We start from the raw sequence: 22,856 nt of genomic DNA on the forward strand, positions 1-22,856 counted from the left end.
ATGACGGCCGTCCAACGACCGGGCCAGCGGGCCGCCAATGCCCTGCGCCCGGTGCGCATCACCCGTGGCTACACCATGCACGCCGAGGGCTCGGTGCTGATCGAGTTCGGGAACACCAAGGTGCTGTGCACCGCTTCCGTGGAAGAAAAGGTGCCGCCGCACAAGCGCGGCAGCGGCGAGGGCTGGGTGACGGCCGAGTACGGCATGCTGCCGCGCGCCACGCACACGCGCAGCGACCGCGAGGCGGCCAAGGGCAAGCAGAGCGGGCGCACGCAGGAGATCCAGCGCCTGATCGGCCGCTCGCTGCGCGCGGTGTTCGACCTCAAGGCCCTGGGCGAGCGCACCATTTCGCTCGACTGCGACGTGCTGCAGGCCGACGGCGGCACGCGCACGGCGGCGATCACCGGCGCTTTCGTGGCCGCGCAGGACGCGGTGAGCCGCCTGATGGACGCCGGCAAGCTGACGGCCTCGCCGATCAGGGACCACGTGGCCGCGATCTCCGTTGGCATCCTGGACGGCGCACCGCTGCTCGACCTGGAGTACGTGGAAGACGCCGCCTGCGACACCGACATGAACGTGGTGATGACCGGTGCCGGCCACTACGTGGAGGTGCAGGGCACGGCCGAGGGCGCGGCCTTCACCCGCGCCGAGATGGACCAGCTGCTGGCGTTGGCCGAACAGGGCATCGCCGAACTCGTGGCCTTGCAGAAGGCCGCGCTCGGCGCATGAAGCTGGTTCTCGCGTCGAACAACGCCGGCAAGCTGGCCGAGTTGCAGGCCCTGTTCGCGCCGCTGGGTGTGCAGCTCGTGCGCCAGGCCGAGCTGGGCATCCCCGAGGCGCCCGAGCCGCACCGCACCTTCATCGAGAACGCCCTGGCCAAGGCCCGGCACGCCGCGCGCGAGAGCGGGTTGCCGGCGGTGGCCGACGACGCCGGCCTCTGCGTGGAAGCCTTCGGTGGCCGGCCCGGCGTGGACACCGCCTACTACGCCACGCAGCACGGCTACCCCAAGGGCGACGACCACAACGTCACCGCGCTGCTGGAGCAGATGCGCGACGTCGGCGACCGCCGCGCGGCCCTGGTCAGCACCCTGGTGGCGCTGCGCCACGCCGACGACCCCGAACCCCTCGTGGCCACCGGCCGCGCGCCCGGCCTGATCACGCGCGAACGCGTGGGCGCGCACGGCTTCGGTTTCGATCCGGTGATGTTCATCCCGGCCTTGGGCAAGACCTTCGCCGAGCTCGACCCCGAGGTGAAGAACCGGCACAGCCACCGCGGACAGGCCGCGCGCGCCATGCTCGAGCTCATGCGCGAGCGCTGGTTCGCGCCCACCCCACCGGTATGAGCGATCTGCAGCCCAGCCGCGACCCGCGCCACTGGATGCGGCCGGGCACGCTGCAGCTCGGCGCGCCGCCGCCGCTGTCGCTCTACATCCACCTGCCGTGGTGCCTGAAGAAGTGTCCCTACTGCGACTTCAACTCGCACGAATGGAGCGCCACGGCCGCGTCGGGCGAGGCCATGCCCGAGGCGCGCTACCTCGACGCCTTGCGCGCCGACCTCGAGGCCTCGCTGCCCCTGGTCTGGGGCCGGCCGGTGCACAGCGTGTTCATCGGCGGCGGCACGCCCAGCCTGTTCTCGCCGCAGGCCATCGACCGCCTGCTGGCCGACGTGCGCGCGCGCCTGCCGCTGGAGCCCGACGCCGAGATCACGCTGGAGGCCAACCCCGGCACCTTCGAGAAAGACCGCTTCCGCGCCTTCCGCCAGGCCGGCGTCACGCGCCTGTCGATCGGCGTGCAGAGCTTCGACGACGCGCAGCTCAAGGCCCTGGGCCGTGTGCACGACGGCGCGCAGGCGCGCGCCGCGCTGGAGGAGGCGGCCCAGGTGTTCGATACCTTCAACCTCGACCTGATGTACGCGCTGCCGGGCCAGACGCTCGCGCAGTGCGAGGCCGACCTGCGCACCGCGCTGTCCTTCGCGCCGCCGCACCTGTCGGTCTACCACCTCACGCTGGAGCCCAACACCTACTTCGCCAAGTTCCCGCCCCCGCTGCCCGGCGACGACGAGGCCTACGAGATGCTGGACCGCATCACCGAGCTGACCGCCGTGGCGGGCCTGCAGCGATACGAGGTCTCGGCCTATGCCCGGCCTGGGCACGCCTGCCGGCACAACCTCAACTACTGGCGCTTCGGCGACTATCTGGGCATCGGGGCGGGCGCGCATGGCAAGCTCAGCTTTGCGCACCGCATCGCTCGCCCGGTTCGCGTGCGCGAACCGCGGCTGTACATGGAGCGCGCCCTGGCCGGCGACGCCGTGGCCAGCATGGACGAGGTGCCGCGCGCGCAGCTGCCTTTTGAGTTCATGCTCAACGCCCTGCGCCTGCGCGAGGGCTTCGCGCTGGCCGACTTCATGTCCGGCACCGGCCTGCCGCTGTCCAGCATCGACGCGGCCTTGCGCGAGGCCGAGGCCAAGGGCCTGGTCGAACGGGAGGGGGGCTGGGTGCGTCCGACCGAGCGCGGCTTCGACTTCCTGAGCGACCTGCAGTCGCTGTTCCTGCCGGCCTGAGGCGCGGCAGGCCGGACTCACACCATATTGAAGCCCACGCGCGTGCGGCCCGCGGCCGACTCGGCGGCCGCGAAGCCGTCGTGCATGCGCGCGATGGCGGCCACGATGGACAGGCCCAGGCCGTGGTGCGGCTTCTCCAGCTCGCAGCGCGAGGCGTCGGCGCGGAAGAAGCGGTCGAACAGGCGCGGCAGGTGCTCGGGCTCGATGGCCGGGCCGACGTTCTCCACCCACAGCCGCACGCCCTGTTCGCCCTCGCGCAGGATGCGCACGCACAGGCGCGAGTCCTTGTCGGCGTAGCGGATGGCGTTGCCCAGCAGGTTGGACAGCGCGCGCTTGACCAGGGGCTCGTCCACCGCGAGCAGGGCGTCGCCCTCGATGTCGATGCCCAGGCCGGCTTCCTCCATGGGCGCCTCGTGGAACTCCACCACCTGCTGCACCAGCTCGGCCAGGCTCAGGGGCGCGCCGCGCCGCGCCTTCACGCCGCGGTCGGCCTGCGCCAGGAAGAGCATGTCGTTGACGATGCCGGCGAGGCGCTGCAGCTCTTCCAGGTTGGACAGCAGCACCTCCTCGAGCTCGGGCGCGCTGCGCTCGCGGCTCAGCGCCACCTCGGTGTGGCCGATCAGGTTGGCCAGCGGCGTGCGCAGTTCGTGCGCCACGTCGGCGTTGAAGCCTTCGAGCTGAACGTAGGTGCGCTCCACGCGCTGCATCAGGCCGTTGAACTGCTCGATCAGCGGCTGCAGTTCTTCGGTGGGCTCGCACAGCGTCAGGCGCTGGTCCAGCCGGCGCACGTCGATGGCACGCGTCTGCGCCGCCAGGTCCATCAGCGGGCGCAGGCTGCTGCGCACGCGCCAGTAGGTGGCCCAGGCCACGAAGGCGCCGCCCGCCAGCGTGACGGCCACCAGCAGCAGCGCCATGCGCCGGCCGTACTGCGCGTCGCGCGAACAGTCCATCACCAGCCGACCCTTGAGCGGCGCGCTGCCATCGGCGCGCGGCACCTCGAACCGCAGTTCGCTCGTGGGGGCGGTGGCGGGGTCGAAGCTGGGCAGGGGATCGCGGTACAGGGTGCTGCCGTCGGCGCGGCGCAGCTCCACGAAGTTGCCGGGGCGGCGCTCGCTCAGCCACAGCAGCTTTTGCACCATGTCGGCCTCGGTGCCGTGGGCATCGGTCTCCTTCAGCACCTCGATGAGCACGTGCGAGTAGCCGCGCAGCTCCTCCTGCTGACGCGAGGCGAACAGCATCCAGGTGGCGGCGTAGATGACGGCCAGCAGCACGCCCAGGCCGATGATGGTCTGCACCGCCAGCAACAGCGACAGGCGCTTGCCGATGGAATAGGCGCAGGGCGTGGGCGCGGCGCGCAGCTCCGTCGTGGCCGAGTTGGTGGGCGGGGTGATGGCGGCGGTGTTCACGCGCGTTCCTCCAGCACGTAGCCCATACCGCGCACGTTGTGCAGCAGCTTGGGGCGGAAGGGGTCGTCCATCTTGGCGCGCAGCCGGCGGATGGCCACCTCGACCACGTTGGTGTCGGAGTCGAAGTTCATGTCCCACACCTGTTCGGCGAGCGTGGTGCGCGACAGGATCTGCCCTTTGCGGCGCGCCAGCAGGGCCAGCAGGGCGAACTCCTTGGCGGTGAGTTCCAGGCGCTGGCCCGAGCGCGTGGCCTTGCGGCTGAGCAGGTCGATCTCGAGGTCGCTCACGCTGAGCCGGCTGTTGGTGGCCTCGTTGCTGGCCGCCGGGCCGCGGCGCAGCAGCGCGCCGATGCGCGCGAGCAGCTCGGAGAAAGCGAAGGGTTTGACGAGGTAGTCGTCGGCGCCGGACTGCAGGCCGCGCACGCGGTCCTCGACCAGATCGCGCGCCGTGAGCATGAGCACCGGGGTGTTGCGCTTCTCGCGCAGCGCGGCCAGCACGCCGAAACCATCCACGCCGGGCAGCATGATGTCCAGCACCACGAGCTGGTAGTCGCCTTCGGTGGCCAGGTAGCGGCCCTCGATGCCGTCGCGGGCCACGTCGACGGTATAGCCGGCCTCGGTCAGGCCGCGCCGCACGTAGTCGGCCTGCTTGGCTTCGTCTTCGATGACCAGGATGCGCATGGCGTGGGGCAGGGGCGGAAATAGGCGTGCGCTATTTGATTGCGCACCATGAAATTGTCACGGAAAGTGAGCCGGCCTTGGGTTACGAATACGTAATTCAGGCGTTCGGAAAACGACAGCCCCGCTTCCTACAGTTCCTTCCATGCCGGCACACAGCGGCATTCAGAGCGTCTCCTCCCCTCCATCTGTCGTCATCAAAGGAACTGTCATGAAAGCCTCGAAAAGCCTCCTGTTGCCCATCGCCTTCGCCCTCACCGCTGGCGCCGCCTTCGCCGAAGGTCCGCTGGAGGGCAATGAAGTGTTCAACTTCCAATCGACCCTGAGCCGCGCCGACGTGCAGGCCCAGGTCGCACCGGCGTACAAGGCCGACCAGATCGCCCGCGGCGAAGCCAACCCCGCGCAAGCCCAGGCCACCGTGGTGGCCAGCCAGCTGAGCCGCGCGCAGGTGCTGGCCGAGGCCGCCGAGGCCCGCCGCCTGGGCCTGGTCGCCAGCGGCGAGATCCTGCCCGTGGCCACGCCGCAGCAGGCCGAGCAGATCCGCCTGGCCGGCCTGCGCGCCGTGCAAGGCAATGCGGTGGTGCAGGCGCCGAGCGCCGTGCAGGCCCACTGATCCCGCGATCGCGCGTCTCCTCCAAGGTTTGGACAGCGGCCCATGGGCCGCTGTTTTTTTTGTGCCGGCGCGGGTGCCTCGCATAATGCGCGCGACCGCCCCTGCGGGGCCCCACAGGAACCGCGATGCCGCCGCTCCCCTTGCGCAGACGCCCGCTGGCCGCCGCGTTCTTCGGCGTCTTGGCCCTGATGGCCTGGGGCGCGCGGGCCGATCCCGTGTTCGTGCCGGATGGCCCGCAGGCCGCGGCCTATGGCCAGGCGCAGGGCTACCCCGTGCCCCGGCCCGGTTTGCGGCCGGATGAGCTGCGGCAGGAACTCTACGTGGGCCTGCACAGCCACTACGACCAGGTTCGCCCCCTGAAGGAGGTACCGACCGCCGGCGCGCCGTCCCCTTTGTCGCGCGCCGCGCAAAGCCTGGAACTGCAGTACGCGTATGAAGGGCGTTCCCTCACGCTCAACGACTACCTGCGCCGCCACCCGGTGACGGGCTTGCTGATCGCGCGCGACTCGACCATCCTGTTCGAGCGCTACCAGTACGGCCGCCGCGACAGCGACCGCTTCCTGTCGCACTCTCTGGCCAAGACCATCACCGGCCTGCTGGTGGGCGCGGCGCTGGAGGACGGCGCCCTCCGCTCGATCGACGACAAGGTGTCGGCCTACCTGCCCGAACTCGCGGGCACGGCCTACGGCGCCACGCCGATCCGCGCGCTGCTGACCATGTCCTCGGGCCTGGCCTTCAACGAGAGCTACCAGCCGAACGACGACGTGCACCGCCTGGCCGAGGCGCTGGTCGGGCCCTCGCCCCTGGGCGCGGTGGCGGCGGTGCGCCAGTTCGACGCGCGCGTGGCCGAGCCGGGCACGGTGTTCCACTACGCCAGCGCCGACTCGCAGGTGCTGGGCATGGTGGTGAGCCGCGCGGTGGGCATGCCGCTGCCCGAGTACTTCAGCCGCCGGCTGTGGGCGCCGCTGGGCGCGGAGGCCAACGCCGCCTGGGACACCGACCCGTCGGGCGAGGCGCTGGGCTTTTGCTGCGTGGTGGCCCGCCTGCGCGACTGGGCGCGCCTGGGCCTCATGCTCGCCCACGACGGCCGCTGGAACGGGCGGCAGGTGGTCTCGCGCCCGTGGGTCTACGAGAGCACCACGCCAGCGCGTGGGCTGAACGCGCCGTACGGCTACCAGATCTGGCTGTCGGGCGAGGCGCCGCGCTACTACGCCATGCGCGGCGTGCTGGGCCAGTTCGTGCTGATCGACCCGATCACGCGCTTCGTGCTGGTGCAAACCGCCGTCAACCTCAACCCCATCGACCCGGGCGCCACCGCCGAGTTGACGGCGCTGTGGCAGGCGCTGCTGGTGCAGCACGGTCCGCCCGGGCGCTTCGGGCGGACCTGGTGAAGCGCCGGCTTACTGCAGTTCGGGGGTCTGCTTGACCAGTTCCTCGCGGGTCAGGCGCGGAAACCACTCGGCGTACATGTAGCTGTAGCCCTCGTTCTGCCACTTGGCCAGGTCGATCACGGCGGCCGGCACCACGGTGATCACGTCGTAGAACTCGTCGGGCTTGTAGCCGCGCGAGCGCGCCGCGTTGGCGCAGACGCGGATGGTCACGCCGGCGTCGGCCAGGGCCTTGAGTTCCTCGTACATGTCGGGATAGGCCGCGCGGTTCAGGCGCGAGAAGGCGTGCAGTTCGTTGCCGTGCGCCACGATCACGATGTGCGACTTCGGGTCGCCGTATTCCTTGATCGCGCGCAGGTGGTTCTTCACATAGCCGAAGGCGGGCTTGGCGTCCAGGGGCCTGGCGAAGTTGAAGTCGTACAGCGCCTTCTGCGGCGCGTAGCGGGTGCCGTCGAACTTGGACGGGTCGTTGGGCCCGGCGATGGCGGCGCCGCTGAACAGCAGGCTGGCGAACAGGGGCGCGAGGGCGCGGCGGGTGAGGGGCATGGGGAGAGTCTCCGACAGTGTTGGAATGGGGGATCAACCAAGGGCTGAGCCGCCGACTGTAACGGGGCCGGTGGGAGGCGCTGGCGGAGACGGTGAGATTCGAACTCACGGACCCTTGCGGGTCGGCAGTTTTCAAGACTGCTGGTTTAAACCACTCACCCACGTCTCCGCAGAGGCTGGGATTCTAGTGCGCCGCGTCCGACAGCACACAGGGCCGGCGGGCCGAGGCTTTCAGGCCGGCTGCGCCGCCTTCAGCAGGCCGCGCGTTTCGATGAAGCGCACCACCTCGTCCAGGCCTTCGCGGGTCTTGAGGTTGGTCATCACCCAGGGCCGGCGCTGGGCGTCGGGGCGCATGCGCGCGGTGTCGGCCCTCATCACCTCCAGGTCGGCACCCACGTGCGGCGCCAGGTCGGTCTTGTTGATGACGAAGAGGTCGCTCTTGGTGATGCCGGGGCCGCCCTTGCGCGGGATCTTCTCGCCGGCCGCCACGTCGATGACATAGATGGTGAGGTCGCTCAGCTCGGGGCTGAAGGTGGCGGCCAGGTTGTCGCCGCCGCTTTCCACGAAGACGATGTCGGCCTCTGGAAAGCGCTCCAGCATGCGGTCGATGGCCTCGAGGTTGATGGAGGCGTCCTCGCGGATGGCGGTGTGCGGGCAGCCGCCCGTTTCCACGCCCAGGATGCGCTCGGCCGGCAGCGCGCCGCTCACGGTGAGCAGGCGCTGGTCTTCCTTGGTGTAGATGTCGTTGGTGATGGCGATGAGGTCGTGGCGTTCGCGCATGGCCTTGCACAGCATCTCCAGCAGGGTGGTCTTGCCCGAGCCCACCGGGCCGCCGATGCCCACGCGCAGCGGGGGCAGGGGCTTGGTGCGGTTCGGGATGTGGTGCAGTGGTGTTGTGTTCATGATCGGAACAGGCGTGAGTACTGGGTTTCGTGGCGCGCCGAGAGGATGGCGAGCATGGGGGTAAAGGCCTGGCGCTGGTCGTCGGTGCCGCGCGCGATGGCCTCGTCGACGGCGGCGGGGATCTCGCCCACGAGGCGCGCGAGCAGGCGCTGGCCCATGCCCTGGCCCAGGGGCACGGCCTTGATGGCGGCCTGCACCATGTTCTCGGCCCAGCCGAAGGCCAGGCCGATGAGGGCCTCGCGCACGCTGGCCTCGCCCTGCGCGGCGGCGCAGGCGGCGGCCAGGGGCCAGGTGGGCGGGTTCAGCCCGGCCCGCGTCAGCGCGGCGCGCACGGCTTCGCCGTGTTCGCCCAGGGCCTGGGCCCAGGCGAGCAGGGACCGGCCCATCTGCTCGGTCTGCAGGCGCAGTTCGCTGGTTTCGCGCGTGTTCAGCACCCATTGGTTCAGGGCGCGCACGCGGTCCAGGTCGTGCGCGCGCCAGGCGCCCACGGCCTCGGCCATCACCGCCAGGTCGCTGCGGGACTGGCCCAGGTGCAGTTGGTCGATGAGCCAGTTGGCCACGCCGGCCTCGTCTTTGGCCAGGCCGGCGTCGATCGCGGCCTCCAGGCCTTCGGAGTAGGAGAAGCCCCCCACCGGCAGGGCCGGCGAGGCCAGCCACAGCGTGCGCAGCAGGCCCGCGTCAGTGGTCGTGCGGATGGCCGTGGTGGTGCTCATGGGGGGCGTGGCCGTGCGAATGGCCGTGCGAGTGGCCAGGCGAATGGCCGTGGTCCTGCCCGCCGTAGGCCCCGCCCTCGGGCTCGAAGGCCTCGCTCACTTCGGTCACGTCCAGGTGCAGGGCGCGCAGCATCTCGGCCAGCACGTGGTCGGGCTCGATTTTCAGGTGATCGGGCTTCAGTTCGATGGGCACATGGCGGTTGCCCAGGTGGTAGGCCGCGCGCATCAGGTCAAAGGCCTGCGCCGCCTGGGGGTGCGCCGGGCAGGCGGTGATGCGCAGCACCGGCTGGGGCGCGGCGATCACGCGCACCAGCTCGCCCTCGGCCGTGAGCAGCGCGTCGCCACCGCGCACCACGCGGCCGCGCGGCAGGAAGACCGCGAGCGCGCGGCCGTCGCTCAGCACGGTGTCGAAGCGGCTCTTCTGGCGCACGTCCCAGTCGAGCTCGACCGTGGGCGCGCGCTTGAGCAGCACGGACGCCAGGCCCTGGCCCTGGGCGATGAGTCGGGAGGCGTGCAGCATCAGAACAGGAAGTAGCGCTGCGCCAGGGGCAGCGCGGTGGCGGGTTCGCAGGTGAGCAACTGGCCGTCGGCGCGCACGCGGTAGGTCTGGGCGTCGATCTCCATGGTGGGCAGCCAGGCGTTGTGCACCATGTGGGTCTTGTTCACGCCGCGGCAGCCCCGCACGGCGGACAGGGTCTTGCGCAGGCCATAGCGCTCACCCACGCCGGCGTCCAGCGCGGCCTGCGAGACGAAGCTCAGGCTGCCGCGCGCGAGCGCGCCGCCGTAGGCGCCGAACTGCGGGCGAAAGTGCACCGGCTGCGGCGTGGGAATGGAGGCGTTGGGGTCGCCCATGGCGGCCAGCGCGATGCTGCCGCCCTTGAGCACGATGAAGGGCTTGACGCCGAAGAAGGCCGGCTTCCACAGCACCAGGTCGGCCCACTTGCCCGCCTCCAGCGAGCCCACGGTGTGCGAGATGCCGTGGGCGATGGCGGGGTTGATGGTGTACTTGGCGATGTAGCGCTTGACGCGGAAGTTGTCGTGGCGCGACGGGTCTTCGGGCAGGGTGCCGCGCTGCAGCTTCATCTTGTGTGCGGTCTGCCAGGTGCGCAGGATCACCTCGCCCACGCGGCCCATGGCCTGGCTGTCGCTGCTCATCATGCTGATGGCGCCCAGGTCGTGCAGGACGTCCTCGGCCGCGATGGTTTCCTTGCGGATGCGGCTCTCGGCGAAGGCCAGGTCCTCGGGGATGGCGGCGTCCAGGTGGTGGCACACCATGAGCATGTCGACGTGTTCGTCGAGCGTGTTCACGGTGTAGGGCATGGTGGGGTTGGTGGAGGAGGGCAGGAAGTTCTTCTCGCCCACCACGCGCAGGATGTCGGGCGCGTGGCCGCCGCCCGCGCCTTCGGTGTGGAAGGCGCACAGGGTGCGGCCCTTCGTGGCCTCGATGGTGTTCTCCACGAAGCCCGATTCGTTGAGCGTGTCGCTGTGGATGGCGACCTGGGTGTCGGTCTCCTCGGCCACGGCCAGGCATTGGTCGATGGCCGCGGGCGTGGTGCCCCAGTCCTCGTGCAGCTTGAGGCCGATGACGCCGGCGTGGACCTGTTCGCGCAGCGCGTCGGGCCGGCTGGCGTTGCCCTTGCCGAGGAAGCCGATGTTCATGGGCAGGCCATCGGCCGCCTGCAGCATGCGCTCGATGTGCCAGGGCCCGGGCGTGCAGGTGGTGGCGAAGGTGCCCGTGGCCGGGCCGGTGCCGCCGCCCAGCATGGTGGTCACGCCCGAGGCCAGGGCTTCGTCGACCTGCTGCGGGCAGATGAAGTGGATGTGGCTGTCGATGCCGCCGGCGGTGACGATCAGGCCTTCGCAGGCGATGACCTCGGTGCCGGGGCCGATGACGATGTCCACGCCGGGCTGCGTGTCGGGGTTGCCGGCCTTGCCGATGGCGGCGATGCGCCCGTCCTTGAGGCCGATGTCGGCCTTGACGATGCCCCAGTGCTCGACGATGAGGGCGTTGGTGAGCACGGTGTCGACGGCGCCCTGCGCGCGCGAGCGCTGCGACTGCGCCATGCCGTCGCGGATGGTCTTGCCGCCACCGAACTTCACTTCTTCGCCGTAGCCGCCCGCGGCCAGGGTGAAGTCGCGCTCGACCTCGATAATCAGGTCGGTGTCGGCCAGTCGCACGCGGTCGCCCACGGTGGGGCCGAACATGTCGGCGTAGGCGCGTCGTCCAATGCTCGCCATCAGAGGGGTCCTTGTAGGAGGCCGCGAAAGCCGAACACCACGCGGTCGCCGGCGTAGTCCACCAGTTCCACCGTGCGCTGCTGGCCGGGCTCGAAGCGCACGGCGGTGCCGCTGGCGATGTTCAGGCGTTTGCCGCGCGCGGCGGCGCGGTCGAAGTCGAGCGCGCCGTTGGTTTCGGCGAAGTGGTAATGCGAGCCGACCTGGATGGGCCGCGTCGCGGTGTTCTTCACCACCAGCGTGAGCGCGGGCCGCCCTGGGTTGAGGGCGTGCTCGCCCTCGGCGATGAGGTATTCACCGGGTGTCATGGCCGTCAACCCGCGAGCAGGCCCCAGCCCATGTTCAGGCCCATCAGGGCCACCACGGCGCCGGCCGCGCGCGTCCACCACACGCTGTGGTGCCGCAGCCGCCGGCCCAGGGCGATGCCGGCCCCGTGGAGCAGGGCCGTGCCCGCCACCATGCCGGCCAGGGCGGCCAGCCCGCCGAGTTCCTGTCCGTGCGCCGCGCCGTGGAACAGCGCGAAGCCGCCCACCAGCAGCGCGCCCGCCGCCTCCGGCAGCCTCGCGCGCGCCGCCAGCAGCAGGCCCACCACCAGCAGCGAAGCCGCGATCATGGGTTCGACGGCGGGGAATCCAATGCCCCCGTGCGCGAGCAGGGCGCCGGCCAGCAGCGTGAGCGCGAAGGCGAGGGGGGCGGTCCAGGCACGGCGCGTGGTGGCCGCGCTCCACACGCCCACGGCCACCATTGCGGCCAGGTGGTCCGGGCCGGTGATGGGGTGCAGCAGGCCGGCGAAGAAACCGTGGTGGCCGTGGCCATCGGCCCCCACGTGGGCCAGGGCGATCGATCCCGTGCCCGCGAGTGCGGCAGCGCCCAGGGCCTTGATCCAGTGGTGTTGTGTCATGCGTGTGTCTCCTCGTTCATGGAATCGGTTGGTGGACGGTGACCAGCTTGGTGCCATCGGGGAAGGTGGCTTCTACCTGGATGTCGGGAATCATCTCGGCCACGCCGTCCATCACGTCGGCGCGCGTGAGCACCTCGCGGCCCGCGCTCATGAGCTGCGCCACGGTCCGGCCGTCGCGCGCGCCCTCCATCACGGCGGCGGTGATCAGGGCGATGGCCTCGGGGTGGTTGAGCTTGAGGCCGCGCGCGCGGCGGCGCTCGGCCAGCAGGGCGGCGGTGAAGATGAGCAGCTTGTCCTTCTCGCGCGGGGTCAGGTCCATGGGGGTCGATTTCTCCTGCGGGCCGGGTCAGCAAGACGCATACCCGGTGAGGGTAGTGGCATGAAAGCTGCAGCGCCAGCCCCGTGAACGCCTCGCCCGCCGATCCCGCCGCCGCCGCGCCCGACGCCCCGCAGCGCATCATCAAGGTGCGGCGCGACTACAACAGCTGGGTCGGCAGCGAGACCCTGGAAGACTACGCGCTGCGCTACACGCCGCAGCGCTTTCGCAAGTGGAGCGAATGGCGGGTGGCCAACACCGCCTTCGGCGTGGCCTCCTTCCTGGTGCTGGAAGCGGTGGGCGCCACATTGCTGCTCAGCGTCGGCTTCACCAATGCGGCGCTGGCCATCCTCGCCACGGGCCTGATCATCTTCCTCGCCGGCCTGCCCATCAGCGTCTATGCGGCGCGCCACGGCGTGGACATGGACCTGCTCACGCGCGGCGCGGGCTTCGGCTACATCGGCTCGACCATCACCTCGCTCATCTACGCCTCCTTCACCTTCATCTTCTTCGCGCTGGAGGCCGCCGTCATGGCCTACGCGCTGGAGCTGGCGCTGGACATCCCGCCCGCCTGGGGCTACCTGATCTGCGCGCTGGTGGTGATTCCGCTGGTGACGCACGGGGTGTCGGCGATCAGCCGCTTCCAGATGTGGACCCAGCCGCTGTGGCTGGTGATGATGGTGGTGCCGTTCGTGGCCGTCGCGGTGCACGCGCCCGCGACCTTCCGCGAGGTGGTGCACTACGCGGGTGCGTCCGGCACCGCGATGGGCTTCGACTGGCACCTGTTCGGTGCGGCACTCACGGTGGGCATCGCGCTGATCACGCAGATGGGCGAGCAGGCCGACTACCTGCGCTTCATGCCGGCGCGCCAGCCCGGCCGGGGCCTGCGCTGGTGGGCGGGGGTCATCGCCGGCGGGCCGGGCTGGGTGCTGATCGGGGTGCTCAAGATGCTTGGCGGCGCGCTGCTCGCCTACCTGGCCATCCGCCACAGCGTGCCGGCCGAGCGCGCTGTCGACCCGAACCAGATGTACCTGGCCGCCTACGACTTCCTGCTGCCCCATGGCTGGGCGGTGGCGGCCACGGCGCTGTTCGTGGTGGTCTCGCAGCTCAAGATCAACGTCACCAACGCCTACGCGGGGTCGCTGGCCTGGAGCAACTTCTTCTCGCGCCTCACGCACAGCCACCCGGGCCGCGTGGTCTGGGTGGTGTTCAACACCTTCATCGCCTTCCTGCTGATGGAGATGAACGTGTTCCAGGCCCTGGGCCAGGTGCTGGGCGTGTACGCCAACATCGCCATCGCCTGGATCATGGCCGTGGTGGCCGACCTGATCGTCAACAAGCCCCTGGGCCTGAGCCCGCCCGGCATCGAGTTCAAGCGCGCCCACCTGTACGACATCAACCCCGTGGGCGTGGGCGCCATGGCGCTGGCCTCGGTGGTGTCGATCACCGCGCACCTGGGCGTGATGGGGCCCACGGCCGAGGCCTTCTCGGCCGTGATCGCGATGGTCACGGCCTTCCTGGCCGCGCCGGCGATCGCCTGGCTGACCCGGGGGCGCTTCTATCTCGCGAGGCCGTCTGGCCCGCAGACACCGCAGAGCCGGCGCCGCCAGGCCGCCGGTGTGGCCCCCATTCAAGTGGGCGGGGCCAGCGCTGCCGCCGGGGGCGTCTGCGTCATCTGTGAACAGGTCTACGAAGGGCCCGACATGGCCCATTGCCCGGCCTACCAGGGGCCCATCTGCTCCCTGTGCTGCACGCTGGACGCGCGCTGCGGCGACCTGTGCAAGCCGCACGCGCGCCTGTCGGTGCAGTGGAACGGCGCCCTGCGCCGCCTCTTGCCCCGGCGGGCCTGGCCCTACCTGGACGCCGGCCTGGCGCACTACCTGCTGCTCATGCTCATCGTGGCGCCGCTGCTGGCGGCCGTGCTCGGGCTGCTGTACCGGCAGGAGGTGCAGTCCCTGGCGGCGACCCTGGGTGGCGGCAGCGCCTCCCTGCTCGACACCGCGCTGCGCTCAGGCTTCCTGCGCGTGTACGCCGTGCTGCTGCTGATCGCCGCCACGGTGGCCTGGTGGCTGGTGCTGGCGCACAAGAGCCGCGAGGTGGCGCAGGAGGAGTCGAACCGGCAGACCCACCTGCTGATGCGGGAGATCGAGTCGCACCGCCGCACCGACGAGGCCCTGCAGCAGGCGCGCCACGCGGCCGAGCAGGCCAACCAGGCCAAGACGCGCTACATCAGCACCATCAGCCACGAACTTCGCACGCCGCTCAACAGCATCCTGGGCTACGCGCAGCTGCTGCAGGAGGACAGCGGCCTGGCGCCGCACCGCGCCCAGGCCATCCGGGTCATCCACCGCGGCGGCGAACACCTGCTGTCGCTCATCGAGGGCACGCTGGACATCGCGCGCATCGAGGCCGGCAAGTTCGCGCTCGACGTCAAACCCATGGCCTTCGCGGCCACGCTGGCCGAGGTGGCGGGCCTGTTCGAGCTGCAGGCCGCGGCCAAGGGCCTGCGCTTCGTCTACGACACCGACGGCCGCCTGCCCGAGGCCGTGCGCGCCGACGACAAGCGCGTGCGCCAGATCCTCATCAACCTGCTCGGCAACGCGGTGAAGTTCACGCAGACGGGCGAGGTGCGCCTTCGCGTGCGCCACGCGCGCGAAATGGCGCACTTCGAGGTGCACGACACCGGTCCCGGCATGGGCAGCGCCGATGTCGAGCGCGTGTTCGAGCCCTTCGCGCGCGGCGCGGGCGAGGCCGGTGAACGTTCTGGCGTGGTCGGCACCGGCCTGGGCCTGACCATCGCCAAGATGCTGACCGACCTGATGGGGGGTGAGCTCAGCGTGCGCAGCGCGCCGGGCCAGGGCAGCGTGTTCACCGTGCGCCTGTTCCTGCCCGAGATGCGCGGTGCGCTGCCCGTGCGCGAGCGCCTGGAGCTGCCGGCGGGCTACGAGGGCGAGCGCTGCCGCGTGCTGGTGGTGGACAACGAGGAGGCCGACCGCGAGCTGCTGCAGCGTTGGCTGGAGCCGCTGGGCTTCGAGGTGCAGCTGGCGCGCAGCGGCGACCACGCGCTGGAACTGCTGGCCGGCCTGCGACCCGGCGAGGCGCGCGCGCCGCACGCGGTGTTTCTCGACCTCGCCATGCCCGGCATCGACGGCTGGGAGACGCGCCGGCGCCTGCGCGCCGCCGGCTGGGCCGGGGTGCCGCTGGCCATCGTCTCGGCCAACGCCTTCGACAAGGGCCTGCACAGCGAACTGGGGCCCGGCGAGGCCCTGGCGCCGCAGGACTTCTTCGTCAAGCCGGTGCGGCGTTCGGAACTGCTGGCCTGGCTGGCGCAACGGCTGAACCTGCGCTGGACCGAGGCGGCCGCGGCGCCCGAGCCACCGCCGCTGGCGCGGCCCGAGGCAGCGCTCCCGGCGCGTGAGGAGATCGCGCCGCTGCTGGAACTGGTGCGCCTGGGCTACACGCGCGGCATCCTGCAGTGGCTGGACGACTGGGTGCGGCGGCGGCCGGAGCGCGCGGGTCAGGCCGCCGCGCTGGCCACGCTGGCGCGTGAGTTTCGTTTCGAGGCCATCGAACGGCAGCTGGGGCAGGACCGTGTCTGAGGCCATCGACCCGCAGCGCCTGTCGCCCCGCCTGCCGCGCGGTGAGCACCGCGTGGTGCTGCTGGTCGACGACGCGCCCGACAACCTGGCGCCCTTGCACGACGCGCTGGACGGCGCCGGCTACACCGTGCTCGTGGCGCTCGACGGCGAGAGCGCCATCCGCCGCGCGCAGCAGGCCCTGCCCGACATGGTGCTGCTCGACGCGCTGATGCCCGGCATCGACGGCTTCGAGGTGGCGCGCCGCCTCAAGGCCGATGCGCTGACGGCCGCCACGCCCATCATCTTCATGACCGGCCTGACCGAGCCCGAGCACCTGGAGGCCGCGTTCGAGGCCGGTGGCGTGGACTACGTGACCAAGCCGGTCAAGCCGCGCGAGGTGATGGCCCGCATGGCCCTGCACCTGCGCCAGGCGCGCCAGGCCCGCGACGGCGCGCGCGAGCGCAGCCAGGCGCGCCACGCGCTCGACGCCTTCGGCTACGCCACCATCACCGTGCGCGCCAGCGACGGCCGCCTGCTGTGGCAGACACCGCTCGCGCGCGAGCTGCTGCGCCAGCACGGCGGCGGCGATTCGGTGCACGCGCCCGAGGCGGTGCTGCACTGGCTGCGCCGCCACCTGGCCGACGCCCAGGCCCTGCGCGAGCCGCCCCGGCTCACGCTGCAGAACGGTCCGCGCCGCCTGAGTTTTCGCCTGCACCAGCGCGTGGGCGACGAGGACGGCGATCCCCTGGGCCAGGGCGACTGGCTGATCGTGATGCAGGAGACCTCGGACGAATCCGCCTTCAGCGCGCTGTCGCAGGCCTTCGGCCTGACCGCGCGCGAGGCCGAGGTGCTCTACTGGGTCGTCAAGGGCAAGATCAACCGCGACATCGCCGACATCCTGGGCGCCAGCCCGGCCACGGTGAAGAAGCACCTGGAGCGCATCCACGCCAAGATGGGCGTGGAAACGCGCACGGCGGCGGCGGCGATGGCGATGCAGCGGGTGCGGCAGCTGGAGACGCTGAGGGGCTGAGGGGCGGGCCGCGCTTGGCGGACAATTCGCGTTCGCCGCCCCGTTCCCGCCATGCGACTGCGCACCAAGATCCTCCTGCTGGCCATCCTGCCGATGCTGGCCGCGCTCGCGCTCATCGCCCTGGCCGTGCAGCAGCAGGAGCGCGCGCTGGCGCAGCGCGAGCACGCCCTGGTCGAGCGCGCCTACATGGACGCGCGGCGCAGCGAGCTGCGCAGCTATGTGGACCTGGCCGTGAGCACGGTGCAGCCGCTCTACGACCGGCGCGGCGGCGAGGCGGAGCGGGAACAGGCCCTGCGCCTGCTGGCCTCGCTCGACTACGGCCCCGACGGCTATTTCTTCGTCTACGACCTCCAGGGCAAGGTGCTGATGCATTCGCGCCAGACCGAACTCGTGGGCCAGAACCTGTGGGAGCTGCGCGACCCGCAGGGCCGGCCCACCATCCAGCGCCTGATCGCCCAGGCGCGCGCGGGCGGCGGTTTCGTCGACTACCTGTGGCAACAGCCCTCCAGCGGCCTGGTCAAACCCAAGCTGGGCTACGTCATCGCGCTCGAGCGCTGGGGCTGGATGATGGGCACCGGGCTCTACCTCGACGGCATCCAGGCCACGCTGTCGCAGCTGGAGCGCGAGGCCAACCGCAACATCGCCACCACGCTGCTGTGGATCGCCGGCATCGCAGGCTTCGGCATCGCCCTCATCAGCGCCAGCGGCCTGGCGCTCAACCTCAGCGAGCAGCGCGTGGCCGAGAACAAGCTGCGCCTGCTCGCGCGCCAGGTGCAGCAGTCGCAGGAGGACGAGCGCGCGCGCCTGGCGCGCGAGCTGCACGACGGCGTCAGCCAGACCCTGGTGTCGAGCAAGCTGCTGGTGGAGGCGGGCGCGGCCGATGGCGATCGCGAGTCCCTGGCGCGCGCCCTGCGCCAGCTCGAGAACAGCCTGGTGGAGGTGCGGCGCATCTCGCACCGCCTGCGCCCCGCCTTGCTCGACAACCTGGGCCTGCCCGCCGCGCTGCAGCACCTGGCGCGCGAGGTCGAAGACGCCAGCGGCCTGGCGGTGGCCGTGCGCCTGGAGGGCGCGCCGCGCGAGCTGGGCGACGAGGTCAAGACGGCGCTGTTTCGCATCGCCCAGGAGGGCCTGACCAATGTGGTCAAGCACGCGCAGGCCCGCCAGGTCGAGTTGCTGCTGGGCTTTGGCGCCGGTGGCGCGCTGCGCCTGAGCCTGACCGACGACGGCCGCGGCTTCGACGAGCAGGCCGTGCAGCTCGACCCGGAGCGCGGTATTGGCCTGCGCAACATGCGCGAGCGCCTGGCGGCCATCGGCGGGCGCCTGCGCATTCAGTCCGCGCCCGGCCATGGCACCCAGCTGGAGGCCGCGCTGCCCGCCTGAGCCGTCCCATGAACGCCCCCGACACGCCCATCCGCATCCTGCTCGTCGATGACCACCCCATGGTGCGCGAGGGCCTGCGCGCGCGCCTGTCCAGCGTGCCGCGCCTGCAGGTGGTGGGCGAGGCGGGCGACGCCGCCGAGGCCCTGCGCCAGCTCGAACTGAGCCTGCCCGACGTGGTGCTGCAGGACGTGGGCCTGAAGGACGGCAACGGCATCGACCTGGTGCAGGCCATGCTGGCGCATCAGCCCACGCTGCGCGTGCTGATGTTCAGCATGTACGACAACCCCGAGTACGTGCAGCGCGCCTTGCTGGCGGGCGCGCGCGGCTACGTGCTCAAGGAAACGCCGGCCGAGGAGGTGCTGGCCGCCATCGACGCCGTGGTGGCGGGTGGCACCTTCCTCAGCCCCGCCGTCTCGCGCCGCCTGTTCCGCGGCCAGGCGCCGCGGCCCATGCTCACGCCGCGCGAAAGCCAGATCCTCAGCGCCCTGGGCCGCGGCGAATCGAGCAAACAGATCGCCCAGGCCATGCACCTGAGCGTGCGCACCGTCGAGGCGCACCGCCAGAGCATCAAGCGCAAGCTGGGCATCGAGGGCCAGGCCGAGCTCATCAAGTACGCGGTGGAGCACGCGCGCGAAGCGCCCTGAGCCCACCGGCGCCGCCGCGCCGCGGGTGACCAAGGGTTTTCCCTTAAGTGGTGCCGCGAGGGATCGAACGTGGTGCAACGGATGCGCCACGGCGGTGCGCTGACCATACTGCCCGGCGCCTGGCGGCCCCGCCTTTTCCGGGGGCGGGGCTCAAGAGGAGACTGGCATGTCTGGACTGGGTCGCCACCTCGGGTGGTTTTTCGTGGCCGCGTTGGGCGCCTTCGCACTCGCGGCCGTGGCGCTGGGGCGCGGCGAGGCCGTCAGCGCCCTGTGGGTGGTGGTCGCCGCCGTCTGCGTTTACCTCATCGCCTACCGCTACTACAGCCTGTTCCTGGCCACCCGGGTGCTGGGCCTGGACGGCCAGCGCATGACCCCGGCCTGGCGCCACAACGACGGCCTGGACTACGTGCCCACGCACAAGTACGTGCTCTACGGCCACCACTTCGCCGCCATCGCGGGCGCCGGCCCGCTGGTGGGTCCGGTGCTGGCCGCGCAGATGGGCTACCTGCCCGGGTTGCTGTGGATCCTGGCCGGCGTGGTGTTCGCCGGCGCGGTGCAGGACTTCATCGTGCTGTTCATCTCCACGCGCCGCGACGGCCGCTCGCTGGGCGACCTGATCAAGCAGGAGATGGGCACGGTGCCCGGTCTGATCGCGCTGTTCGGCGCCTTCATGATCATGATCATCATCCTCGCGGTGCTGGCGCTGATCGTGGTCAAGGCCCTGGCCGAATCGCCCTGGGGCACCTTCACCGTGGCGGCCACCATTCCCGTGGCGCTGTTCATGGGCGTGTACCTGCGCTTCATCCGCCCCGGTCGCATCGGCGAGGTCTCGGTGATCGGCTTCGTGCTGCTCATGCTGGCCATCGTGGGCGGCCAGTGGGTGCACGAGAGCCCGGTCTGGGCGCCGCTGTTCACCTACGACGGCAAGGCACTGACCTGGATGCTCATCGGCTATGGCTTCGTGGCCGCCTCCATCCCGGTGTGGCTGCTGCTGGCGCCGCGCGACTACCTCTCCACCTTCCTCAAGATCGGCACCATCGTCGCGCTGGCCATCGGCATCGTGATCGTCGCCCCGCCGCTGCAGATGCCCGCCATGACGCAGTTCGCCGCCGGCAACGGCCCGGTGTGGTCGGGCAACCTGTTCCCCTTCCTGTTCATCACCATCGCCTGCGGCGCGGTGTCGGGTTTCCACGCGCTGATCTCCTCGGGCACCACGCCCAAGATGCTGGACAACGAGACCCATGCGCGCTTCATCGGCTACGGCGGCATGCTGGCCGAGTCCTTCGTCGCCGTCATGGCCCTGGTGGCCGCGGCCTGCATCGACCCCGGCGTCTACTTCGCCATGAACAGCCCGGCCGCGCTGGTGGGCAACACGCCCGAGCTGGTCGCGGCCAAGCTGTCCACCTGGGGCTTCGTGATCACGCCCGAGATGCTGGTGCAGACCGCCAGGGACGTGGGCGAGAACACCATCCTGGCGCGCGCGGGCGGCGCGCCCACGCTGGCCGTGGGCATGGCGCAGATCCTGCACCAGGTGGTGGGCGGCAAGACCATGATGGCCTTCTGGTACCACTTCGCCATCCTGTTCGAGGCCCTGTTCATCCTCACCGCCGTCGACGCCGGCACGCGCGCGGGCCGCTTCATGCTGCAGGACCTCATGGGCAGCTTCGTGCCCGCGCTCAAGCGCACCGACTCGCTGCCCGCCAACCTGATCGCCACCGCCCTGTGCGTGGCCGCCTGGGGCTACTTCCTGTACCAGGGCGTGGTCGACCCGCTGGGTGGCATCAACACCCTGTGGCCGCTGTTCGGCATCGCCAACCAGATGCTGGCCGCCGTGGCGCTGATGCTGGGCACCGTGGTGCTCTACAAGATGAAGAAGGACCGCTACGCCTGGGTCACCATGGCGCCCGCGGCCTGGCTGCTGGTCTGCACGCTGTCGGCGGGCTGGCTCAAGATCTTCTCCAGCGACCCCAAGGTGGGCTTCCTGTCCAACGCCCAGCGCTACGCCGACGCCATCCAGCAGGGCGCGCTGCTGGCGCCGGCCAAGACGGCAGAGGCCATGTCGCGCATCGTCTTCAACAACCGCCTCGACGCCGTGCTGTGCGGCCTGTTCATGTTCGTGGTGCTGAGCGTGCTGGTCTACAGCGTCAAGAGCATCTTCCAGGCGCGCGCCGAACGGCACGCCACCGCGAACGAGGTGCCCTTCGAAGCGCTGCCCGCCGGCGCCAACGCCGGTGCCTGACAACGCCCCACCCGGTGCCGGCCTGCTCGACGACATCGGGCGGGCCGGCCGCTACCTGACCCAGAGCTTTCGGCTCATGGTGGGCGTGCCCGACTACGGCAGCTACGTGGCCCACATGAAGGCCACGCACCCCGACCAGCCGCCCATGAGCTACGAGGCCTTCTTCCGCGAGCGCCAGGCCGCGCGCTACGGCTCGCGCATGGGGCGCTGCTGCTGACAGCGAGGCCGGGCGCGCCCTGTTCGGGCGCGGCCGCCCACCCACTCCGGGGCGCGTACGCCACCCGGCGTACATACGCCACCCCCGCTTCTTCCTAGCATCCGTTCCGTCCGCTGTCAGGGCTTTCGGGCCCGCCCCAGCGGCGCGAGTCCCGTCCCACGGGCCCCCAACGGATCCAGCTGGAGAAGCGCCATGTCGTCGAACACCTCCCAACCGCGTCGCCTGACGCTCAAGACCCTCGCGGCGGCCGCCACCGCCGCCTCGCTCGGCTTCACCGGCCTGAGCGCGCACGCCCAGGACACCATCAAGGTCGGCGTGCTGCACAGCCTGTCGGGCACCATGGCCATTTCGGAAACCGTGCTCAAGGACACGGTGCTCATGGCCATCGATGAGATCAACGCCAAGGGCGGCCTGCTGGGCAAGAAGCTCGAGCCCGTGGTGGTGGACCCGGCGTCCAACTGGCCCCTGTTCGCCGAGAAGACCAAGCAGCTGCTCACGCAGGACAAGGTCGCGGTGATCTTCGGTTGCTGGACCTCGGTCAGCCGCAAGTCGGTGCTGCCGGTGGTGGAAGAGAACAACGGCCTGTTGTTCTACCCCGTGCAGTACGAGGGCGAGGAGCTCAGCCCCAACGTGTTCTACACCGGCGCCGCGCCCAACCAGCAGGCCATTCCGGCGGTGGAGTACCTCATGAGCAAGGACGGCGGTTCCGCCAAGCGCTGGGTGCTGCTGGGCACCGACTACGTCTACCCGCGCACCACCAACAAGATCCTGCGCGCCTTCCTCAAGAGCAAGGGCGTGAGCGAGGCCGACATCATGGAGGAGTACACCCCCTTCGGCCACAGCGACTACCAGACCATCATCGCCAAGATCAAGAAGTTCGCGAGCGAGGGCAAGAAGACGGCCGTGGTGTCCACCATCAACGGCGACTCCAACGTGCCCTTCTACAAGGAACTGGGCAACGCCGGCCTCTCCGCCAAGGACGTGCCGGTGGTGGCCTTCTCGGTGGGCGAGGAAGAGCTGCGCGGCGTGGACACCAAGCCGCTGGTGGGCCACCTGGCCGCGTGGAACTACTTCATGAGCATCAAGAGCCCGGCCAACACGGCCTTCGTGAAGAAGTGGAGCGACTACGCCAAGGCCAAGAACATCGCCGGCCACAAGGACAAGCCCATCACCAACGACCCGATGGAGGCCACCTACATCGGCTTCAACATGTGGGCGCAGGCCGTGACCAAGGCCAAGAGCACCGACGTGGACAAGGTGCGCGAGGCCATGGCCGGGCAGACCTTCCCGGCCCCGGGCGGCTTCGTCTCCACCATGGACAAAGAGAACCACCACCTGCACAAGCCGGTGTTCATCGGCGAGGTGCGCGCCGACGGCCAGTTCAACGTGGTGTGGAAGACCCCGGGCCCGGTGGTGGCCGACCCGTGGAGCGACTACATCCCCGAGAACAAGGGCAAGAAGAACGTGCCCAGCAAGGCCGCCAAGGTGGCGTCCAAGTAAGCCGGTGGTG

The 22,856-nt window shown here is 70.7% G+C and carries 22 protein-coding genes and 1 tRNA gene; 12 read left to right on the forward strand and 11 right to left on the reverse strand.

Annotated features, from left to right (window positions below):
• Genes rph through hemW form a run of 3 tightly spaced genes read left to right on the forward strand, consistent with a single transcriptional unit; the run spans position 1 to position 2,560 of the window.
• Entirely contained in the window at positions 1–729 is a 729-nt protein-coding gene (gene rph, locus BHU06_RS02020; protein ID WP_070397460.1) for a ribonuclease PH, read from the forward strand.
• Positions 726–1,343 (forward strand): RdgB/HAM1 family non-canonical purine NTP pyrophosphatase, encoded by a 618-nt coding sequence (rdgB, locus tag BHU06_RS02025; protein WP_070397461.1) that lies wholly within the window; start codon positions 726–728, stop codon positions 1,341–1,343. The genes rph and rdgB overlap by 4 nt, the downstream gene beginning before the upstream one ends.
• A complete protein-coding gene (gene hemW, locus BHU06_RS02030) occupies positions 1,340–2,560 on the forward strand; it encodes a radical SAM family heme chaperone HemW (RefSeq protein ID WP_070397462.1) in 1,221 nt (406 codons plus the stop codon). Before rdgB ends, hemW begins: the two co-directional genes overlap by 4 nt.
• A 17-nt stretch (positions 2,561–2,577) precedes the next feature.
• On the opposite strand, the gene BHU06_RS02035 is transcribed toward hemW, so the two are convergent.
• Entirely contained in the window at positions 2,578–3,966 is a 1,389-nt protein-coding gene (locus tag BHU06_RS02035) for a heavy metal sensor histidine kinase (RefSeq protein WP_204742891.1), read from the reverse strand.
• Positions 3,963–4,646 carry a heavy metal response regulator transcription factor gene (locus BHU06_RS02040; protein ID WP_070397463.1) on the reverse strand — a complete coding sequence of 228 codons (684 nt, stop codon included), beginning with the start codon at positions 4,644–4,646 and terminating at the stop codon, positions 3,963–3,965. The genes BHU06_RS02035 and BHU06_RS02040 overlap by 4 nt, the downstream gene beginning before the upstream one ends.
• A 208-nt stretch (positions 4,647–4,854) precedes the next feature.
• Here BHU06_RS02040 and BHU06_RS02045 point away from each other — a divergent pair, with 208 nt between their 5' ends.
• Together BHU06_RS02045 and BHU06_RS02050 are read left to right on the forward strand one after the other, a co-directional pair.
• On the forward strand, positions 4,855–5,256 hold the full coding sequence (locus tag BHU06_RS02045; RefSeq protein ID WP_070397464.1) for a hypothetical protein: 402 nt from the start codon (positions 4,855–4,857) through the stop codon (positions 5,254–5,256).
• Between the two features lie 125 nt (positions 5,257–5,381).
• Positions 5,382–6,647, forward strand: coding sequence for a serine hydrolase (locus BHU06_RS02050; protein ID WP_070397465.1), 1,266 nt, complete (start codon positions 5,382–5,384; stop codon positions 6,645–6,647).
• A gap of 9 nt (positions 6,648–6,656) precedes the next feature.
• On the opposite strand, the gene BHU06_RS02055 is transcribed toward BHU06_RS02050, so the two are convergent.
• The 9 genes from BHU06_RS02055 to BHU06_RS02095 all read right to left on the reverse strand — a co-directional run bounded on the left by BHU06_RS02055 (position 6,657) and on the right by BHU06_RS02095 (position 12,261).
• Positions 6,657–7,190, reverse strand: coding sequence for a DsrE family protein (locus BHU06_RS02055; RefSeq protein ID WP_070397466.1), 534 nt, complete (start codon positions 7,188–7,190; stop codon positions 6,657–6,659).
• Between the two features lie 81 nt (positions 7,191–7,271).
• A tRNA-Ser gene (locus BHU06_RS02060) sits at positions 7,272–7,359 on the reverse strand.
• Between the two features lie 62 nt (positions 7,360–7,421).
• Positions 7,422–8,093, reverse strand: coding sequence for an urease accessory protein UreG (gene ureG / locus BHU06_RS02065; RefSeq protein ID WP_070397467.1), 672 nt, complete (start codon positions 8,091–8,093; stop codon positions 7,422–7,424).
• Positions 8,090–8,806 (reverse strand): urease accessory protein UreF, encoded by a 717-nt coding sequence (locus tag BHU06_RS02070; protein ID WP_070397468.1) that lies wholly within the window; start codon positions 8,804–8,806, stop codon positions 8,090–8,092. The genes ureG and BHU06_RS02070 overlap by 4 nt, the downstream gene beginning before the upstream one ends.
• A complete protein-coding gene (gene ureE / locus BHU06_RS02075; protein WP_070397469.1) occupies positions 8,772–9,326 on the reverse strand; it encodes an urease accessory protein UreE in 555 nt (184 codons plus the stop codon). The genes BHU06_RS02070 and ureE overlap by 35 nt, the downstream gene beginning before the upstream one ends.
• Positions 9,326–11,044, reverse strand: a complete 1,719-nt coding sequence (ureC, locus tag BHU06_RS02080; RefSeq protein ID WP_070397470.1) for an urease subunit alpha — start codon at positions 11,042–11,044, stop codon at positions 9,326–9,328. Before ureC ends, ureE begins: the two co-directional genes overlap by 1 nt.
• Positions 11,044–11,349, reverse strand: coding sequence for an urease subunit beta (locus BHU06_RS02085; protein WP_070397471.1), 306 nt, complete (start codon positions 11,347–11,349; stop codon positions 11,044–11,046). The genes ureC and BHU06_RS02085 overlap by 1 nt, the downstream gene beginning before the upstream one ends.
• A gap of 5 nt (positions 11,350–11,354) precedes the next feature.
• On the reverse strand, positions 11,355–11,942 hold the full coding sequence (locus BHU06_RS02090; RefSeq protein ID WP_070397472.1) for a HupE/UreJ family protein: 588 nt from the start codon (positions 11,940–11,942) through the stop codon (positions 11,355–11,357).
• A gap of 16 nt (positions 11,943–11,958) precedes the next feature.
• Positions 11,959–12,261, reverse strand: coding sequence for an urease subunit gamma (locus tag BHU06_RS02095; RefSeq protein ID WP_070397473.1), 303 nt, complete (start codon positions 12,259–12,261; stop codon positions 11,959–11,961).
• A gap of 83 nt (positions 12,262–12,344) precedes the next feature.
• On the opposite strand from BHU06_RS02095, the gene BHU06_RS02100 reads away from it, so the two are divergent.
• The 7 genes from BHU06_RS02100 (at position 12,345) to urtA (ending at position 22,846) form a co-directional block, all read left to right on the forward strand.
• A complete protein-coding gene (locus tag BHU06_RS02100; RefSeq protein WP_070397474.1) occupies positions 12,345–15,857 on the forward strand; it encodes an ATP-binding protein in 3,513 nt (1,170 codons plus the stop codon).
• Positions 15,850–16,866 (forward strand): response regulator, encoded by a 1,017-nt coding sequence (locus BHU06_RS02105; protein WP_070397475.1) that lies wholly within the window; start codon positions 15,850–15,852, stop codon positions 16,864–16,866. Before BHU06_RS02100 ends, BHU06_RS02105 begins: the two co-directional genes overlap by 8 nt.
• A gap of 51 nt (positions 16,867–16,917) precedes the next feature.
• Complete coding sequence (locus BHU06_RS02110; RefSeq protein ID WP_070397476.1) at positions 16,918–18,246, forward strand: cache domain-containing protein; 1,329 nt, start codon at positions 16,918–16,920, stop codon at positions 18,244–18,246.
• A gap of 8 nt (positions 18,247–18,254) precedes the next feature.
• Entirely contained in the window at positions 18,255–18,890 is a 636-nt protein-coding gene (locus tag BHU06_RS02115; protein WP_070397477.1) for a response regulator transcription factor, read from the forward strand.
• A gap of 166 nt (positions 18,891–19,056) precedes the next feature.
• Positions 19,057–21,129: a carbon starvation CstA family protein gene (locus BHU06_RS02120; protein ID WP_070397478.1), complete on the forward strand. Its 2,073-nt coding sequence runs from the start codon at positions 19,057–19,059 to the stop codon at positions 21,127–21,129.
• A gap of 22 nt (positions 21,130–21,151) precedes the next feature.
• Positions 21,152–21,346: a YbdD/YjiX family protein gene (locus tag BHU06_RS02125; RefSeq protein WP_070397764.1), complete on the forward strand. Its 195-nt coding sequence runs from the start codon at positions 21,152–21,154 to the stop codon at positions 21,344–21,346.
• Positions 21,347–21,538: 192 nt separating this feature from the next.
• Positions 21,539–22,846 (forward strand): urea ABC transporter substrate-binding protein, encoded by a 1,308-nt coding sequence (urtA, locus tag BHU06_RS02130; protein WP_070397479.1) that lies wholly within the window; start codon positions 21,539–21,541, stop codon positions 22,844–22,846.
• Positions 22,847–22,856: the final 10 nt, after the last annotated feature.

This window comes from Hydrogenophaga sp. PML113, assembly GCF_001777155.1.
In the GTDB taxonomy this organism is placed as follows: Bacteria; Pseudomonadota; Gammaproteobacteria; order Burkholderiales; family Burkholderiaceae_C; genus Hydrogenophaga; species Hydrogenophaga borbori.

What these genes read in the sequence shown, in the direction of transcription:
- rph (WP_070397460.1), top strand. Translation starts at nt 1, where the DNA reads ATGACGGCCGTCCAACGACCGGGCCAGCGGGCCGCCAATGCCCTGCGC.
- rdgB (WP_070397461.1), top strand. Translation starts at nt 726, where the DNA reads ATGAAGCTGGTTCTCGCGTCGAACAACGCCGGCAAGCTGGCCGAGTTG.
- hemW (WP_070397462.1), top strand. Translation starts at nt 1,340, where the DNA reads ATGAGCGATCTGCAGCCCAGCCGCGACCCGCGCCACTGGATGCGGCCG.
- BHU06_RS02040 (WP_070397463.1), bottom strand. Translation starts at nt 4,646, where the DNA reads ATGCGCATCCTGGTCATCGAAGACGAAGCCAAGCAGGCCGACTACGTG.
- BHU06_RS02045 (WP_070397464.1), top strand. Translation starts at nt 4,855, where the DNA reads ATGAAAGCCTCGAAAAGCCTCCTGTTGCCCATCGCCTTCGCCCTCACC.
- BHU06_RS02050 (WP_070397465.1), top strand. Translation starts at nt 5,382, where the DNA reads ATGCCGCCGCTCCCCTTGCGCAGACGCCCGCTGGCCGCCGCGTTCTTC.
- BHU06_RS02055 (WP_070397466.1), bottom strand. Translation starts at nt 7,190, where the DNA reads ATGCCCCTCACCCGCCGCGCCCTCGCGCCCCTGTTCGCCAGCCTGCTG.
- ureG (WP_070397467.1), bottom strand. Translation starts at nt 8,093, where the DNA reads ATGAACACAACACCACTGCACCACATCCCGAACCGCACCAAGCCCCTG.
- BHU06_RS02070 (WP_070397468.1), bottom strand. Translation starts at nt 8,806, where the DNA reads ATGAGCACCACCACGGCCATCCGCACGACCACTGACGCGGGCCTGCTG.
- ureE (WP_070397469.1), bottom strand. Translation starts at nt 9,326, where the DNA reads ATGCTGCACGCCTCCCGACTCATCGCCCAGGGCCAGGGCCTGGCGTCC.
- ureC (WP_070397470.1), bottom strand. Translation starts at nt 11,044, where the DNA reads ATGGCGAGCATTGGACGACGCGCCTACGCCGACATGTTCGGCCCCACC.
- BHU06_RS02085 (WP_070397471.1), bottom strand. Translation starts at nt 11,349, where the DNA reads ATGACACCCGGTGAATACCTCATCGCCGAGGGCGAGCACGCCCTCAAC.
- BHU06_RS02090 (WP_070397472.1), bottom strand. Translation starts at nt 11,942, where the DNA reads ATGACACAACACCACTGGATCAAGGCCCTGGGCGCTGCCGCACTCGCG.
- BHU06_RS02095 (WP_070397473.1), bottom strand. Translation starts at nt 12,261, where the DNA reads ATGGACCTGACCCCGCGCGAGAAGGACAAGCTGCTCATCTTCACCGCC.
- BHU06_RS02110 (WP_070397476.1), top strand. Translation starts at nt 16,918, where the DNA reads ATGCGACTGCGCACCAAGATCCTCCTGCTGGCCATCCTGCCGATGCTG.
- BHU06_RS02115 (WP_070397477.1), top strand. Translation starts at nt 18,255, where the DNA reads ATGAACGCCCCCGACACGCCCATCCGCATCCTGCTCGTCGATGACCAC.
- BHU06_RS02120 (WP_070397478.1), top strand. Translation starts at nt 19,057, where the DNA reads ATGTCTGGACTGGGTCGCCACCTCGGGTGGTTTTTCGTGGCCGCGTTG.
- urtA (WP_070397479.1), top strand. Translation starts at nt 21,539, where the DNA reads ATGTCGTCGAACACCTCCCAACCGCGTCGCCTGACGCTCAAGACCCTC.